The organism is Amycolatopsis sp. WGS_07 (assembly GCF_045278895.1).
In the GTDB taxonomy this organism is placed as follows: domain Bacteria; phylum Actinomycetota; class Actinomycetes; order Mycobacteriales; family Pseudonocardiaceae; genus Amycolatopsis.
In genome coordinates, this window is the sequence record NZ_CP136053.1 from 1,905,217 (window position 1) to 1,919,859 (window position 14,643).

At 69.2% G+C, this 14,643-nt stretch carries 16 protein-coding genes and 1 riboswitch; of the genes, 10 read left to right on the forward strand and 6 right to left on the reverse strand.

The window, feature by feature from the left end; translation table 11 throughout:
* Positions 1 to 7: 7 nt before the first annotated feature.
* Both RPX00_RS08785 and RPX00_RS08790 read right to left on the reverse strand, forming a co-directional pair.
* A complete protein-coding gene (locus RPX00_RS08785; RefSeq protein WP_406638960.1) occupies positions 8 to 1,267 on the reverse strand; it encodes an MFS transporter in 1,260 nt (419 codons plus the stop codon).
* Positions 1,264 to 1,809 (reverse strand): ArsR/SmtB family transcription factor, encoded by a 546-nt coding sequence (locus RPX00_RS08790; protein WP_406638961.1) that lies wholly within the window; start codon positions 1,807 to 1,809, stop codon positions 1,264 to 1,266. The genes RPX00_RS08785 and RPX00_RS08790 overlap by 4 nt, the downstream gene beginning before the upstream one ends.
* Positions 1,810 to 1,869: 60 nt before the next feature.
* Between RPX00_RS08790 and RPX00_RS08795 the strand changes: the two genes are divergently transcribed.
* The 3 genes from RPX00_RS08795 (at position 1,870) to pssA (ending at position 4,295) form a co-directional block, all read left to right on the forward strand.
* Complete coding sequence (locus RPX00_RS08795; protein WP_406638962.1) at positions 1,870 to 2,160, forward strand: GlsB/YeaQ/YmgE family stress response membrane protein; 291 nt, start codon at positions 1,870 to 1,872, stop codon at positions 2,158 to 2,160.
* 441 nt (positions 2,161 to 2,601) lie between these two features.
* On the forward strand, positions 2,602 to 3,315 hold the full coding sequence (locus tag RPX00_RS08800; RefSeq protein ID WP_406638963.1) for a phosphatidylserine decarboxylase: 714 nt from the start codon (positions 2,602 to 2,604) through the stop codon (positions 3,313 to 3,315).
* A gap of 2 nt (positions 3,316 to 3,317) precedes the next feature.
* Complete coding sequence (pssA, locus tag RPX00_RS08805) at positions 3,318 to 4,295, forward strand: CDP-diacylglycerol--serine O-phosphatidyltransferase (protein ID WP_406638964.1); 978 nt, start codon at positions 3,318 to 3,320, stop codon at positions 4,293 to 4,295.
* Here the strand turns inward: pssA and RPX00_RS08810 are convergent.
* Complete coding sequence (locus RPX00_RS08810) at positions 4,292 to 4,930, reverse strand: TetR/AcrR family transcriptional regulator C-terminal domain-containing protein (RefSeq protein ID WP_406638965.1); 639 nt, start codon at positions 4,928 to 4,930, stop codon at positions 4,292 to 4,294. The genes pssA and RPX00_RS08810 overlap by 4 nt on opposite strands.
* Positions 4,931 to 5,016: 86 nt before the next feature.
* Here RPX00_RS08810 and RPX00_RS08815 point away from each other — a divergent pair, with 86 nt between their 5' ends.
* Entirely contained in the window at positions 5,017 to 5,628 is a 612-nt protein-coding gene (locus RPX00_RS08815; RefSeq protein ID WP_406638966.1) for a nitroreductase family protein, read from the forward strand.
* Position 5,629: 1 nt separating this feature from the next.
* On the opposite strand, the gene RPX00_RS08820 is transcribed toward RPX00_RS08815, so the two are convergent.
* On the reverse strand, positions 5,630 to 6,256 hold the full coding sequence (locus RPX00_RS08820; RefSeq protein WP_406638967.1) for a winged helix-turn-helix transcriptional regulator: 627 nt from the start codon (positions 6,254 to 6,256) through the stop codon (positions 5,630 to 5,632).
* Between the two features lie 67 nt (positions 6,257 to 6,323).
* On the opposite strand from RPX00_RS08820, the gene RPX00_RS08825 reads away from it, so the two are divergent.
* Both RPX00_RS08825 and RPX00_RS08830 read left to right on the forward strand, forming a co-directional pair.
* The gene (locus RPX00_RS08825) at positions 6,324 to 7,199 is read left to right on the forward strand and encodes an alpha/beta fold hydrolase (protein ID WP_406638968.1); all 876 of its coding nucleotides are present in this window, start codon (positions 6,324 to 6,326) and stop codon (positions 7,197 to 7,199) included.
* A gap of 86 nt (positions 7,200 to 7,285) precedes the next feature.
* The gene (locus RPX00_RS08830) at positions 7,286 to 9,577 is read left to right on the forward strand and encodes an AAA family ATPase (protein WP_406638969.1); all 2,292 of its coding nucleotides are present in this window, start codon (positions 7,286 to 7,288) and stop codon (positions 9,575 to 9,577) included.
* Between the two features lie 420 nt (positions 9,578 to 9,997).
* On the opposite strand, the gene RPX00_RS08835 is transcribed toward RPX00_RS08830, so the two are convergent.
* Positions 9,998 to 10,654: a LytR C-terminal domain-containing protein gene (locus RPX00_RS08835; protein WP_406638970.1), complete on the reverse strand. Its 657-nt coding sequence runs from the start codon at positions 10,652 to 10,654 to the stop codon at positions 9,998 to 10,000.
* On the reverse strand, positions 10,651 to 10,959 hold the full coding sequence (locus RPX00_RS08840) for a DUF3263 domain-containing protein (RefSeq protein WP_378314571.1): 309 nt from the start codon (positions 10,957 to 10,959) through the stop codon (positions 10,651 to 10,653). The genes RPX00_RS08835 and RPX00_RS08840 overlap by 4 nt, the downstream gene beginning before the upstream one ends.
* Before the next feature lie 139 nt (positions 10,960 to 11,098).
* Here RPX00_RS08840 and RPX00_RS08845 point away from each other — a divergent pair, with 139 nt between their 5' ends.
* The 4 genes from RPX00_RS08845 to RPX00_RS08860 all read left to right on the forward strand — a co-directional run bounded on the left by RPX00_RS08845 (position 11,099) and on the right by RPX00_RS08860 (position 14,589).
* Positions 11,099 to 11,662, forward strand: coding sequence for a peptide deformylase (locus tag RPX00_RS08845; protein WP_406638971.1), 564 nt, complete (start codon positions 11,099 to 11,101; stop codon positions 11,660 to 11,662).
* 127 nt (positions 11,663 to 11,789) lie between these two features.
* Positions 11,790 to 11,922: riboswitch (TPP riboswitch) on the forward strand.
* Entirely contained in the window at positions 11,916 to 13,559 is a 1,644-nt protein-coding gene (gene thiC, locus RPX00_RS08850) for a phosphomethylpyrimidine synthase ThiC (RefSeq protein WP_406638972.1), read from the forward strand. (Overlaps the previous riboswitch by 7 nt.)
* A complete protein-coding gene (gene thiD / locus RPX00_RS08855) occupies positions 13,556 to 14,389 on the forward strand; it encodes a bifunctional hydroxymethylpyrimidine kinase/phosphomethylpyrimidine kinase (RefSeq protein WP_406638973.1) in 834 nt (277 codons plus the stop codon). Before thiC ends, thiD begins: the two co-directional genes overlap by 4 nt.
* A complete protein-coding gene (locus RPX00_RS08860; RefSeq protein ID WP_406638975.1) occupies positions 14,386 to 14,589 on the forward strand; it encodes a hypothetical protein in 204 nt (67 codons plus the stop codon). Before thiD ends, RPX00_RS08860 begins: the two co-directional genes overlap by 4 nt.
* Positions 14,590 to 14,643 lie beyond the last annotated feature (54 nt).

Sequence of the window (14,643 nt, forward strand, 5' to 3'; positions counted from 1 at the left end):
GCCCAGTCTATCGGCCCCCACCGACAACCCCCGCCTCTTCGACCGGGTTGCCCACAGCAAGCGCGACTTGGGGAAAGTCCCGTACCCGCCGCAGCGGTCCGATCAGCAACACCCCCAGCGAAGCCAACTGAACCCCCACCATCGCGAACATCGCCACCCGCACCCCGGCCGCCTGACCGAGCGCTCCGCCCAGCAAGGCACCGAGCGGGATTGTGCCGTAGTTGACCATCGCCGAACTCGCGCTGATCCGGCCGTAGAGGTGGCGCGGGCAGTACCGTTGCCGGAAGGTCGCGCCCAGCACGTTCGATCCCACCACACCCGCCGCGATTCCCGCGCCCGCTAGGACGAACAGCGTTAAGCCCCACCCCGGCTGGGCCAGCGGGCCGAGCAGCATTGCCGGCACCACCAGCGTCTCGCACCACAGGAAACCCCACGCGGTGCCGGTCCGGCGGGCGATTCGGCTTACCAAGGTCGCGCCTAGCACCCCGCCGACCTCGCCTAGGGCGAGTACGAGCCCGACGGCACCTGGGCCCTGGCCCAATTCCTCGACCAGGAACACCACTGCCACCGCGAAAAAACCGTTCAAAGCCAGGTTCGCGACCCCACCAGACAGCACCAGCACCCGCAGGTACGGGTCCCGGGCCACGATTCGCATGCCCTCGGCGATTTCGGTGCGCAGACGGGTCCGCGGGTGCGGCGGCGGTTCGTCCGCACGCAGGAAACGCAGGCACAGTGTGGAAAATCCGAAGCTCAACGCATCCACGAGCACACCGCTGACCGGACCGAAGACTGTCGCCAGCAGCCCGGCCAACCCAGGGCCGCCCACTTGTGCCGCGGATTCCGCGCCCTGGAGCCGCACGTTGGCTTTCAGCAGATCAGCATCGTCCACAACGGACGGAAGGAAAGCTCGATAGGCCAGGGAGAAGAATACCTTGGCGAAACCACCGACCAGGGCGGCAATCAAAAGCACCGCGAAGGAAAGCCACCCGAAAGCCCACGAGATAGGCACCGTGAGAAAAACCGCCATCTGGATTACGTCGCAGATCAGCATCACCCGACGCTTGGGCCACCGATCAACCCAAGCCCCAGCGGGCAAACCCACCGCGAGCCAAGGCACCCAAGCCGCAGCAGTCAGTGAAGCGACCTCGAACGTCGAGGCATGCAGCACCAGCAACGCCACCAACGGAACCGACGCACCGGCCACCGCGCTGCCGACCGTGCTGACCGTCTGCCCAGTCCACAATAGACGGAAAGCGGCATTCCTCACGGCTGCGCTCTGAAACCACGCCCGAACACGAACACCGGCTGCCGTTCCGAATAAGGATCCTCCGCCGCCTTGGCACCGAATTCCGCGAACAGCGCCGCCATCCGCTCATTCAGCTCCGCCAATTCCGCAGGCGTCAACCGCATCCACGCGTCATTGGAGAACCACGCGTCACGCCATTCCGCCGGAGCCGTCTCCAATTCCGAAAGCCAGCCCCGGGACAGCGTCATCTGCCGATCGAGACTCACCGTCTCCGCGACCTCCGCCACCGGATCCCCGGCGAAGTCCGAAGTGGCCCACGACAACGTGCCCGACGGACGCCGCCACCATCGCTCCCGCCGGTCCCGCGCCAGCTCCGGCGCTTCGACCACCAGACCGGCCCCGGAAAGCACCTTCAGGTGGTGGCTCACATTGCCCACCGCCTGCCCGGTTTTCTCCGCGAGCACGGACGCGGTGGCCGGGCCGTCGAGTTTCAGCATGTCCAGCAGGCGGCGGCGCAGCGGATGCGACATCGCGGCCAGCACCTGGGAATCGCGGACCTCCATGATGCACAAGAGTAGTTGTACAACAACTCTTGTGCAACACCCCGAAGGTAGGCTCAGCGCATGGGCATCATCCTGTGGATCGTCTTCGGCGCACTCGTCGGCTGGGTCGCGAATCTCGTGGTCGGCGGCCGGGAACGGCAGCGGCAGGGCTGCCTCGTCAGCGTGCTCGTCGGGGTGGTCGGGGCGGCGCTCGGCGGGTTCGTCTACCGCCTCGCCACCGGTGAGCAGCAGCACTTCGAGTTCGATTTCCCGAGTTTCGGCGTCGCCATCCTCGGCGCGATCGCGCTGCTGCTGGTGCTGCGGCTGGTCAGCGCCGCGAGCGGGAACCGCCGCGATCGTGACCGCTGGTAACGGTTTCCCGACAATCCGTCAGAACGCCTCGATCGCGGGCTAAACTGATCCGTTCCGCGCCCGGGTGCGTGCTTCGTCGGGGGACGCATGCACCCGGGCCGCGTCCCGCACGATCCGAACGGCGTGACCAGGGTCGACGAGCTGCGGCACGGGTGCCGAAAGAACATCCCGACGCCAGGCGCGCAGCAGCTGTGCGAGCAGATCGGGTACCGCCATCGTCCACCTCGCCAGGTCGGCCCGGGCACCGGTCCCGAGCGGCGTCAACTACCCGGTGTTATCGGATTGTTCGACGCGTCGTTACCGGTTTGTGGTCGCGCCCACTCGCGCCGGCGCAACCCTTACGACCAGGGGCCGCCGGGTCCGCCGCAGGCGGGCGGTAGCGTGGGGAAGCCCAAATCGGACCCTTACACCGACCGAGACGAACAGCGGGGAACTCGACCCATGAGCGGCCAGCCCACCGGTAACCCCCTCGCGCACGCTGTCCAGCTGGCCCGCGAGACGTTCCCGCCGATGCATCCTGCTGGACGGCCGTTCCTCTTCGGCGGCCTCGCCGCGACGCTCGTGCTGCGCCGGTTCTCCAAGCGCCTCGGCGTGGTCGGCGCGCTCGCCACCGCGGGCATGACGGCGTTCTTCCGCGAGCCGAAGCGCGTGCCCCCGGTGCGGGACAACGTCGCGATCTCGGCCGCCGACGGCACCGTCTCGCTCATCGAGGAAGCCGTCCCGCCCGCCGAACTCGGCCTGCCCGCCGAGCCGCGGATGCGGGTGAGCGTGTTCCTGTCCGTCTACGACGTGCACGTCCAGCGCACGCCGGCGACGGGCGTGATCTCGAAGGTCGCGTACAAGCCGGGCAAGTTCCTTTCCGCCGACCTCGACAAGGCAAGCGAGGTCAACGAGCGCAACTCGCTGGTGCTGCACACGGCCGACGGCCACGAGCTTGTCGTCGTGCAGATCGCCGGACTGGTCGCGCGCCGGATCCGCTGCGACGTCCGCGAGGGCGACAAGGTGGCCGCTGGCGAGACCTACGGGATCATCCGCTTCGGCTCGCGCGTCGACACTTACCTGCCGCCGGGCAGCCGGGTCGTGGTGGCCAAGGGCCAGCGCACCGTCGGCGGCGAAACCGTGCTCGCCGAGCTGCCGGCGCTGGGAGAAGGCTGACCATGGTCCGCGTGACCACCCCGGGAATCCGGCTGCTGCCGAACGCCATCACCGTGCTCGCGCTCTGCGCGGGGCTGTCCGCGGTGCAGTTCGCCCTCACCGGCAACTACGCCATGGCGATCGGCTCGATCGGCATCGCCGCCGTCCTCGACAGCCTCGACGGCCGCATCGCCCGCCTGCTCGACGCGACGTCGAAGATGGGAGCCGAACTCGACTCGCTGTCCGACGGCATCTCGTTCGGCGTCGCGCCCGCGCTGGTGCTCTACGTCTGGCAGTCGCACGGCGACCGCATCGGCTGGGTCGCGTCGCTGATCTTCGCGGTCTGCATGATCCTGCGGCTCGCCCGGTTCAACACGCTGCTCGACGACACCGACCAGCCGCCGTACGCCGCCGAGTTCTTCGTCGGCGTGCCCGCACCGGCCGGCGGCCTGGTCGCCATGCTGCCGCTCATCGCCACGCTGCAGTGGGGCGAGGGCTGGTGGTCCGAGCAGTACGTGGTGCTGGTGTGGACCATCGCGGTCGCCGTGCTGCTGATCAGCCGTATCCCGACGCTGTCGCTCAAGACCGTGAAGGCCCCGGCGAAGGCGATCGCGCCGATCTTGGTCGGCGTCGGCCTGCTGGCCGCCGCGATCATCGTGTTCCCGCTGGTGGCTCTGGCGGTCGCACTGGTGCTGTACCTGCTGCACATCCCGTATTCGGTCTACCGGCACCGCTGGCTCGCCGCGCACCCGGAGGCCTGGGAGGTGCCGCCGAGGGAACGCCGTGCGATCCGTCGCGCGCGCAGTCACCGTCGGCTGCGGCTGCGTCCGGCGTCGGGCCGCGTCGCCGGTGCCGCGATGCGCGCGGTGCGGTTGCCGCGGACGAACTCCGACGTGGTGCGGACCCGGAATCTGCGCGAACGGGACCACGGCAGCTCGGCCACCTCCGGCCCGGGCCAGCGTCGCCGCAGCTGGCGCCGGATCGGCATCCGACGCCGCTAGTTCCGCGTGCCCAGCGCGGAGATCAGCAGGTCCAGCTGTGTCTCGAAGTCCTGTCGGCAGTCGGCGTCGGTCAGCACCGGCAGCAGGCGGTGCAGATTCGGCGTCTCGCTGGGCGTCGCCATGCGGCGGAACCAGTCGTCGACCGGCTCCGCGCGATCCAGCGGTGTCCCGGCCAGGCCAGTTTCCTCGGTGAGCGCGGCACCGAACGTGAGCCCGGTCAGCGAACGGTAGGCGCGCACGGCCTCGGTGTCGTCCAGCCCGGCGTCCAGCAGGGCGCCGAGCATGCTGTCGATCACCTTCAACGCCCCCGGCGAACGCGGGTTGGCCTCCTCCGCGACCAGCGTCCGCAGCACCGCCGGATGCCGCCGGAACTGCGCGTAAAGCCCCTCGGCCAGTCTGCGGATCCGCACGTCCCACGGCGCGGCCGGGTCGGGCACCGGGACCGCTTCGAACATCCGGGCCACCAGGCCGTCCAGCAGATCACCCTTGTTGCGCACGTGGTTGTAGAGCGACATCGCCTCCACACCCAGCTCCGCGGCGAGCTTGCGCATCGACAGCGCGGCCACGCCGTGCTGGTCGACGAAAGCCAGCGCGGCGTCGAGCACCTTCTCGCGCGTCAGGGTTTCCCGGGCCATCGTTCTAGCTTACGGCGTAAGCCCTCGACAGCCTGATACTTACACCGTACGCTTACGCCGTAAGTACCAGCCTGGGAGGTTCACCAGTGGACGCCGTCACCCTGCTCACCACGACCCGCTCCGTCCGGCGGAAGCTCGACCTCGAGCGACCGGTTCCGAAGGACGCGCTCGAGGACTGCCTGCGGATCGCGCGGCAAGCTCCGGCCGCGAGCTTCCTGTCCGAAGCACAGCGCTGGGTCGTCGTGCTCGATCCGGCGCTGCGCAAGGAAATCGCGGCGATCACGCGAGAAGCCGCGGAGGAAGCGTGGCGGCAGTACGCCCACCTCGCCGGCGAACGGGCGATGGTCTCGTCGCGGCATCTCGTCGAGCACCTCGACCAGGTGCCCGCGCTCGTGCTCCCCTGCCTGCCGGGACCGGTGCCCGACGACTCGGCCGGGCTTTCCGCGTACTACGGCTCGATCTACCCGGCGATCTGGAGCTTCCAGCTCGCGCTGCGCACGCACGGGTTGGCCAGTTCGCTGTGCAGCTACCACCTCGGCGGCCGGGAGGCGGACGTCGCGCGGATCCTCGGCATTCCGGATGACGTCGCGCAGATCGGCCTACTCGCGGTGGCTTATTCGACCCAGCAAGAGTTCTCCCCCGCCGCACGCCCGGCAGTGGCCGACATCCTTTCCTACGACGGCTGGCCGCAGCAGTAGCTCAGGCGGCGAAGACGGCGCGAACGACGGACTCGTCCCCGTCGATCTCGATCAGCCCAAGCGCGCGGGCGTCGTCAAGCGCGAGCGCGCCCGCGGCGAGACCAAGCACGCACGCTGGTTCGGCTCGGACGGTCGCGTCGAGGTCGCGGCCGTCATGCGGGCCGACTTCGGCGCCGGACCGCGTCGCGTGAAGCTGGAAGAGCGGACCACCGATCGCGAGGCCGACCGTCGCCGCGCGACGAACCTTGACCCGGGCATCGAGCAGGACAGGAACGGCAAGGGCGAGCCACTCGGGACGGAAGGAGTCGCCCTCGGGGCCCCGGACCATCAACGGGGTGGACCAGCGGATCAGGCCCTCGATCGGCTGCCGCAGCTCGGCGCCCCACGGCGTGAGGGCGTACTCGACCGCGCTGCCCTTACCCGCCAGCCGTCGCTCGACCACGCCCGCGGTTTCGAGGTCGCGGAGCCGGTCGGCGAGCAGGTTGGTCGCGATGCCCGGAAGGCCGTCGACCAGGTCCCGGTAGCGGGCAGGCGCGATCAGCAACTGGCGGACGATGAGCAGATTCCACCGGTCGCCGACGATGTCGAGGGAGCGGGCGAGCCCGCAGTACTGACCGTAGCCACGCATGGTGTCCCTCTACTTGATTTTTTCCAGTGCCCTTGAGAACCTCAACCATATCGCGAGGGGGTTCGCCATGGCTGAGCGCACACGGCCCGCCTGGGTCGACGATGATTTGTTCCCGTTCAAGAGCCACTTCGTCGACATCGACGGCCACACCGTGCACTACGTCGACGAGGGATCCGGCCCCACGCTGTTGTTCCTGCACGGCAACCCGACCTGGTCGTTCCTCTGGCGCGACGCGATCCGCGCACTGCGTGACGACTTCCGGTGCGTCGCCCTCGACTACCCGGGTTTCGGACTGTCGACGCCGAAGCCCGGCTACCGCTACCTGCCCGAGGAACACGCCGACGTGGTCACCGGATTCGTCGACACGCTCGGCCTCAACGGGGCCACGCTGGTCGGACAAGACTGGGGCGGCCCGATCGGCTTGGCCGCCGCACAACGCCGCCCGGGCGCTTTCGACCGGCTGGTGCTCGTCAACGCCTGGGCCTGGCCGGTCAACGGCGACCCGTACTTCGAGGCCTTCGGCCGCCTCGCCGGCGGACCGCCGATCCGCTTCCTGGCCCGGCAGCTCAACCTCGTCGTCAAGGCATTCATCCCGATGGGTCACCGAAAGCGGAAGCCGACCAGGGCCGAGCTTGCCCACTACGAACGGGCGATGGACACGCCCGAGCGACGGCAGGCTTCTGGCGTGCTGCCCAGCCGGATTCTCGCCAGCCGAGCCTTCTTCGCCGAGGTCGAGGCGGGGCTCGGCGCTCTCGCCGAACTGCCGACCCTGATCGTGTGGGGCAACGCCCAAATCGGCTTCCGGCCCCGGGAACGCGAACGGCTGGAGGCGTCCTTTCCGAACCACCAGACGGTGGCGTTCGACGGGGTGGGGCTTTACGTGCAGTCCGACGTGCCGGAGGACTTCGTCGCCGCGGTTCGCGGCTGGGCAGCGACCTCGTAACAGCTTCGAACCTTGGCGGCCGCCACAGTCGCCCATTCTGCGCTGTCGAGGCGATTCCTCGCGGTCAGTTCATTAGGGTGAACAGCGTGAGCGATCCGCAGATCACCCTGACCGTCCGGCACACGCCGTCCGCGCTTGATGCTCGGCGGGGGGTGGTCCGGCTGCATCCGGAGGTGCTCGACGCGCTCGGCCTGCGGGCCTGGGACGCCGTGCACCTCACCGGCGCGCGGCGCAGTGCCGCCTTGGCCGCGCCCGCTGCCGAGGAGGCGACGCCGGGGGTCGTGCTGACCGATGACGTCACCATGTCGAACCTCGGCGTCTCCGAGGGCGGCGAGATCGTCGTCTCGCCCGCGGAGGTCACCGCCGCGCGCACGGTCACTGTGTCCGGGTCTCGGCTGGCTTCGGTTTCGGTGTCGCCGCAGACGTTGCGGCTCGCGCTCACCGGCAAGGTGCTCACCCGCGGTGACGCGGTTTCCCTGTTGCCGCAAGACCTCGCGCCCGCGCCTGGGTCGGACGTCGCCGCTGTTCGCGGGCAGCTGTCCCGCGTGATCGGGGCGACCTGGACCAACGAACTGCTGACAGTGACGGCTACCGAACCGGCTGGCGTGGTCGTCGTCGGACCGTCCACTGTGGTCAGCTGGCGGGACGGCGCGCGCACCGGCGCACCGACCAGCGGCGAGCAGCCGGTGCGTACCGCGACCGCGCTCGTCCGCAGCACCGCCGTCACCGCGGCCGAGGACTACCTCGAAGCGGAGATCGTCGAGGAGGTCGTCACCGAGGCGCGCGAGGAAGAGCTGGACGAACCGGTGCCGGTCGCGGATCTGGTCGGGGCCGAGGGCGCGGCGCGCAAGCTGGCGGAGTGGTTCGATCTGGCGTTCCACCGGCCGGAACTCCTGGCGCGGCTCGGCACTTCGGCGCATCTGGGCGTGTTGTTGTCCGGGCCGGAGGGCGTCGGCAAGGCCACGCTGGTGCGGTCGGTCGCCGCCGCGGAGAAGGTGCGCGTGGTGTCGCTGACCGCGCCGAATATCGCGGTGCTGGAACCGAATGCGGCACACCGTTCGCTGCGCGAGGCCATCGACCGGGCCGCTGACGGCGACGGTCCGGGCGTCCTGCTGATCAACGACATCGACGCGCTGCTCCCGGCCACCCAGCCGCCGCCGGTCGCCACCGTGGTGCTGGAAGAACTGCGCGCCGCGCTGCGCCGGGACGGGCTCGCCGTGGTGGCCACGACCGCGCGCGCCGAGTCGGTGGATCCGCGGCTGCGCGGGGCCGACCTGCTCGACCGTGAGCTGGGCCTGCCGCTGCCGGAAGCGAAAACGCGCGTCGAACTGCTGCGGATCCTGCTGCGTGACGTTCCGGTCGAATCCGGGGCCGACCTGGGCGTGCTCGCCGAACGAACCCCCGGCTTCGTGGCCGCGGACCTGCTCGCGCTGCGCCGGGACGCGGCGTTGCGGGCCGCGCTGCGCCAGCGGGACGTCGAGGAGCCCAAGATCTCCCAGCAGGATCTGCTCGACGCGCTGGCCACCGTCCGGCCGATCTCGCTGTCCACTTCGGACAACCTGGCCACCGGCGGGCTGACCCTCGACGACGTCGGCAACATGACCTCGGTCAAGGAAGCGCTCACCGAAACCGTGCTGTGGCCGCTGCGCTATCCGGATTCGTTCGCCCGGCTCGGCATCGAACCGCCGCGCGGCGTGCTGCTGTACGGCCCGCCCGGCGGCGGCAAGACGTTCCTGGTCCGGGCGCTGGCCGGCACCGGCGCGCTGAACGTGTTCGCGATCAAGGGCGCGGAACTGCTGGACAAGTGGGTCGGCGAATCGGAACGCGCGGTCCGCGACCTCTTCCGCCGGGCCGCCGACGCCGCCCCCTCGCTGATCTTCCTCGACGAGATCGACGCGCTCGCCCCGCGCCGCGGCCAGTCGTCCGACTCCGGCGTGGCCGACCGTGTGGTCGCCGCGCTGCTCACCGAACTGGACGGCGTGGAGCCGATGCGCGAGGTCGTCGTGCTGGGCGCGACGAACCGGCCCGAACTGGTCGACCCGGCGTTGCTGCGTCCCGGCCGCCTGGAGCGGCGGATCTACGTGCCGCCGCCGGACGCGGAATCGCGCGCCGCGATCCTTGCCTCGACGGCGAAACACACCCCGCTGGCGTCCGATGTGGACCTCGCGGCCATCGCGGAGACGCTGGAGGGCTACTCGGCCGCCGACTGCGCCGCGCTGATCCGGGAGGCGGCGCTGACGGCGATGCGCGAGTCGCTGGAGGCCCGCGAGGTGACCGCGGCGCACCTGGCCAAGGCCCGCGAGGCGGTGCGGCCTTCGCTGGACGCCGCGCAGCTGGCGACGCTCGAGGCTTACGCACAGGCGCAGCAGGAACGCTGAGCGGCTCGTGTGTGCTGGTGCCGGTTAGAACCGGCACCAGCACTCACGACCCCGCCGGCTCTCGCAACCGCGCGCGACCTACCGCACCGAACCGCACGCTCGCCTCAGCAACCGATTTCGCCCGCCTCAGCAACCGCCCCAATGTGACGTTCGGTGCGTCTGACGCACCCAATGCCACATTGGGGTGCGTGGAGCCGAGGGCAGGCAGGGCGCTGAGCACCTGACCGCAGCTGCTCGACAACGGCTCGCTGCGAGATCTGCCTGCCACGTTCCCTGGGCACGCCAAGTCGCCCGCCGGTCCGAACGCGGAAGCCGAGCGCGAAACGTTGGCACCCCGTCGAGCAACGCCCGTAGTGCGGCCCGGCCCACATGACAAAGCCCGCGCCGTAGCGCGGGCCGTCATCGATCTGGGGAAAAGGGTCAGCCCTTCTGCCCGGGCCGGTAGTCCTTCGTGATGATCACTATCACGCCGGGGCTGGAGTTCTGGATGCCCTCGAACCGGGGCTGGGCCTGGAAGCCGAACTCCTTGGCCAGCTGTTTCGCGGCGGCTTCCTCGTCGGTGCCCGGCCGGAAGTAGGCCGTGGTCGCCGGGATGTTGCCTTGCGAGTAGTTGCCGACCTCGGCGACGTTCCAGCCCGAACCGCGGAAGTCGGCGGCGGCCTGTTCGGCGAGGTGCTTGATCAGCGAGTTGTTGTAGACCCGCAGGGTGACCCACTTGTTCGTGGCCTGCTGGTCCGGGCCGGCCTGGCCCGGCTGCCCTGGCTGCTGGCCCGGCTGGCCGCCGGGCTGACCCGGCTGGCTCGACGCGGGGGCCGAGGACGCGGCGGACGACGAGGCCGGCGCCGAGGAAGCGGGCGACGACGGCGCGGAGCTGGGCGCCGAGGACGACGGCTGCGGGTTCGACGACGATCCGCCGCCGGGCGAGGTGGGCTCGCCGGACGTGCTCGGTCCGGCATTCTGGTCGCCGCCGGTGTTGAGCACGGTGACCCCGCCGATGACGGCGGCGACCACCGCGACCCCGATCAGCGCGACCCCCGCGGCCTTCAACGGCCGGGACAGTCCCGAGAAGACGCTCATGACAGCTCGATCCCCAACCGGCGGGCCCCGCGTTTGCGCTGACGGGCGGCGCGCGTCTTGCGCAGCCGCTTGACCAGCATCGGATCGGCGGCGACCGCCTCCGGCTTGGCCAGCAGCGTGTTCAGCAACTGGTAGTAACGGGTGGAGGACAGTCCGAAGCGCTCCCGGATGGCGTTCTCCTTCGCCCCGGCGTGGCGCCACCACTGCCGTTCGAACGCGAGAATGTCCAGCTCGCGCTCGGTAAGGCCACCGACAGTCTCCGGCGGCGACGGCTGGTTTCCAGCCATCGACTCCGCGGCGTCCATGCGGTCCTCGCAATCGGTGTCGGCAGTCCTTCCGCGGGCGTCATTCAACCACGGAACCCATGCTCGACATGGGCATCCGACACGGCGCGTCACGGTCCGATCCAGGTCTACCAGAAGGGTCCGACTAAACTCGGCGTCCGTGACCGTCCATCCCATCTGCATCGCCGGCGAACCCGTGCTGCACCAGCCCACGCGCGAGATCACCGAGTTCGACGACAAGCTGGCCACCCTCGTCGAGGACATGTTCGAGACCATGTACGCGGCCGAGGGCGTCGGCCTCGCGGCCAATCAGATCGGGCTCGACCTGCGGGTGTTCGTATACGACTGCCCGGACGAGGACGGCGAACACCGCGGCGTGGTGGTCAACCCGAAGCTGGAGACCTCCGAGATCCCGGAGACGATGCCGGACCCGGACGACGACGGAGAGGGCTGTCTGTCCGCCCCCGGCGAGTGGTACCCGACCGGACGCGCCAAATGGGCGAAGGTGACCGGCTTCGACGTCGAGGGCAACCCGATCGAGGTCGAGGGCACCGGGTACTTCGCGCGCTGCCTCCAGCATGAGACCGATCACCTCGACGGCTTCATTTATCTGGACCGCCTGATCGGCCGCCACGCGCGCGCGGCGAAGAAGATGCTGAAGAAGAACAAGTGGGGCGTACCCGGCTTGACCTGGCTGCCGCCCAAGGAACCCGCCGACGCCTGACCCGCGCCGAATTCCCCGAAGGCCTCCCTGAAATCACCGGGGAGGCCTTCGTTGTGCTTCGGCCAGACGGGCGGAGACCTTGTGCCGACCCGACACCGCATGGCATGGTCGGACAAGCAACCTCAACCGAATGCAACGCGGGAGCTCGCGCCTTGGCGGGCTGAGAGGGTGACTGGTGTCCATCTCGCGGACACCCGGCGTCACCGACCGCATGAACCTGACCGGGTAATGCCGGCGTAGGGAGTGAACGTCGTTGACGACGCTGGAAAATCAGGGTGCCATCGCCCCGTCCGTCACCACCGGGCCGATCACCGGCTCGCACAAGGTCTACCACCGCACCGAATCGGGCCTGCGGGTTCCGGCGCGGCGGATCGACCTGTCGAACGGGGAACATTTCGACGTGTACGACACGTCCGGGCCCTACACCGATCCGGACGCGAACATCGATGTCCACAAAGGACTCCACCCGCTCCGCTCCGGCTGGGCTGACGGACGGGAGCACAACACCCAGCTCGGCTGGGCCAAAGCCGGGGTGATCACCCGGGAAATGGAGTTCATCGCCGCGCGCGAACGGTGTACGCCGGAGTTCGTGCGGGACGAGGTCGCCCGCGGTCGCGCGGTGATTCCGGTCAACCGCAAGCATCCGGAGACCGAGCCGATGATCATCGGCAAGAACTTCCTGGTGAAGATCAACGCCAACATGGGAAACTCGGCCGTCTGGTCCTCTGTGGAGGAAGAGGTCGACAAGATGGTGTGGGCCACCCGCTGGGGCGCGGACACCATCATGGATCTTTCCACCGGCAAGCGGATTCACGAGACGCGCGAATGGATCGTGCGCAACTCGCCGGTCCCGGTCGGCACCGTGCCGATCTACCAGGCACTGGAAAAGGTCAACGGGGAGCCGGAAAAGCTCACCTGGGAGATCTACCGCGACACCGTGATCGAGCAGTGCGAGCAGGGCGTCGACTACATGACGGTGCACGCGGGCGTACTGCTGCGCTACATCCCGCTCACCGCGCGCCGGGTCACCGGCATCGTCAGCCGCGGCGGGTCGATCATGGCCGCCTGGTGTCTCGCGCACCACCAGGAATCCTTCCTGTACACGCATTTCTCCGAGCTGTGCGAGATCCTGCGCGAGTACGACGTCACGTTCTCGCTCGGCGACGGCCTCCGTCCCGGCTCGATCGCGGACGCCAACGACCGCGCCCAGTTCGCCGAACTGGAAACCCTCGGCGAGCTGACGCACATCGCGCGCGAGCACGACGTGCAGGTGATGATCGAGGGCCCCGGCCACGTGCCGATGCACAAGATCAAGGAAAACGTCGAGCTGGAGGAAAAGCTCACCGGCGAGGCGCCGTTCTACACGCTCGGCCCGCTCGCGACCGACATCGCGCCGGCCTACGACCACATCACCTCGGCGATCGGCGCGGCACAGATCGGCTGGTACGGCACGGCGATGCTGTGCTACGTCACGCCGAAGGAGCACCTCGGCCTGCCCAACCGCGACGACGTGAAGACCGGCGTGATCACATACAAGATCGCCGCGCACGCCGCCGACCTGGCCAAGGGCCACCAGTACGCGCAGGACTGGGACGACGAATTGTCCAAGGCCCGCTTCGAATTCCGGTGGAACGACCAGTTCAACCTGTCGCTCGACCCGGACACCGCGCGGTCCTTCCACGACGAGACGCTTCCCGCGGAACCGGCGAAGACCGCGCACTTCTGCTCGATGTGCGGGCCGAAGTTCTGTTCGATGCGGATCACCCAGGACGTGCGCAAGTACGCCGAGGAGCACGGTCTGTCCTCTGTGGAGGCGATCGAAGCCGGCATGGCCGAGAAGTCCGCGGAGTTTTCCGAGCAGGGCAACAAGGTCTACCTGCCCGTGGTCAACCAATGACAGTCACCCCTCGCACCGCCCTCACCATCGCCGGATCCGATTCCGGCGGTGGTGCGGGCGTGCAGGCGGATCTGCGCACGTTCTTCGCCAACGGGGTACACGGACTGGTCGCGCTCACCGCGGTCACCGTGCAGAATTCGCTTGGCGTGCAAGGGTTCTCCGAGATCCCCGTCGACGTCGTCACCGCGCAGATCAAAGCGGTCGCCGAGGACATGGGCGTCAACGCGGCGAAGACCGGCATGCTCGCCACCGCGGAAATCATTCAGGCGGTGGCGAAAACGCTGGACGAGGTCCACATCGGACGCTCGACGGACACGCCGTTCGTGGTCGACCCGGTGGCCGCTTCGATGACCGGTCACGCGTTGCTGCGCGAAGAAGCGCTGGAAGCGATCCGGACGGAATTGTTCCCGCGCGCCACGCTCATCACGCCGAACCTCGACGAGGTCCGGCTGCTCACTGGCGTCACGGTCACCGACGCAGCGAGCCAGCGCGCGGCCGCGGAAGCGTTGCTGGAGTTCGGTTCCCAGTGGGTTCTGGTGAAGGGTGGGCACCTCTACGAGGCCGCCGACTGCGTAGACCTGCTCACCGACGGCTCAGCGGTCATCGAACTGAGCGGGCCGCGCATCGACACGGAAAACACCCACGGCGGCGGCGACACCATGGCGTCGGCGATCACCTCGTCGCTCGCGAAGGGCGCGGACGTGCCCACCGCGGTCGCGGAGGCGAAACGGTTCATCGAACGCTGCGTCCAGGAGGCGTATCCGCTCGGTGCCGGCGTTGGCCCGGTTTCCCCCTTCTGGCGGCTCGCCAATGCGACACTGGCTGGATGAGCGAGACACCGGAAGCGTTGTGGGCGCGGCTGCCGCTTGAGGTGCAGCACGAGGTCGACGGCCTGGTCGCCGAGCACCGCACCGCTTCGGCGGTCAAAACGATCCGCAAATCGGGCGTCACGCCCCGGCCCGGGATCGCCGAAGCGCAGGCGGTGTACCAATACCGGATGTCGGTGCTGAAGCCGCCGCCGCGGTTCTAGCCGCGCGAGGGACCAGTGCGAACGCTGGGTGTGCCATCGTGGTGGACTGTGCGG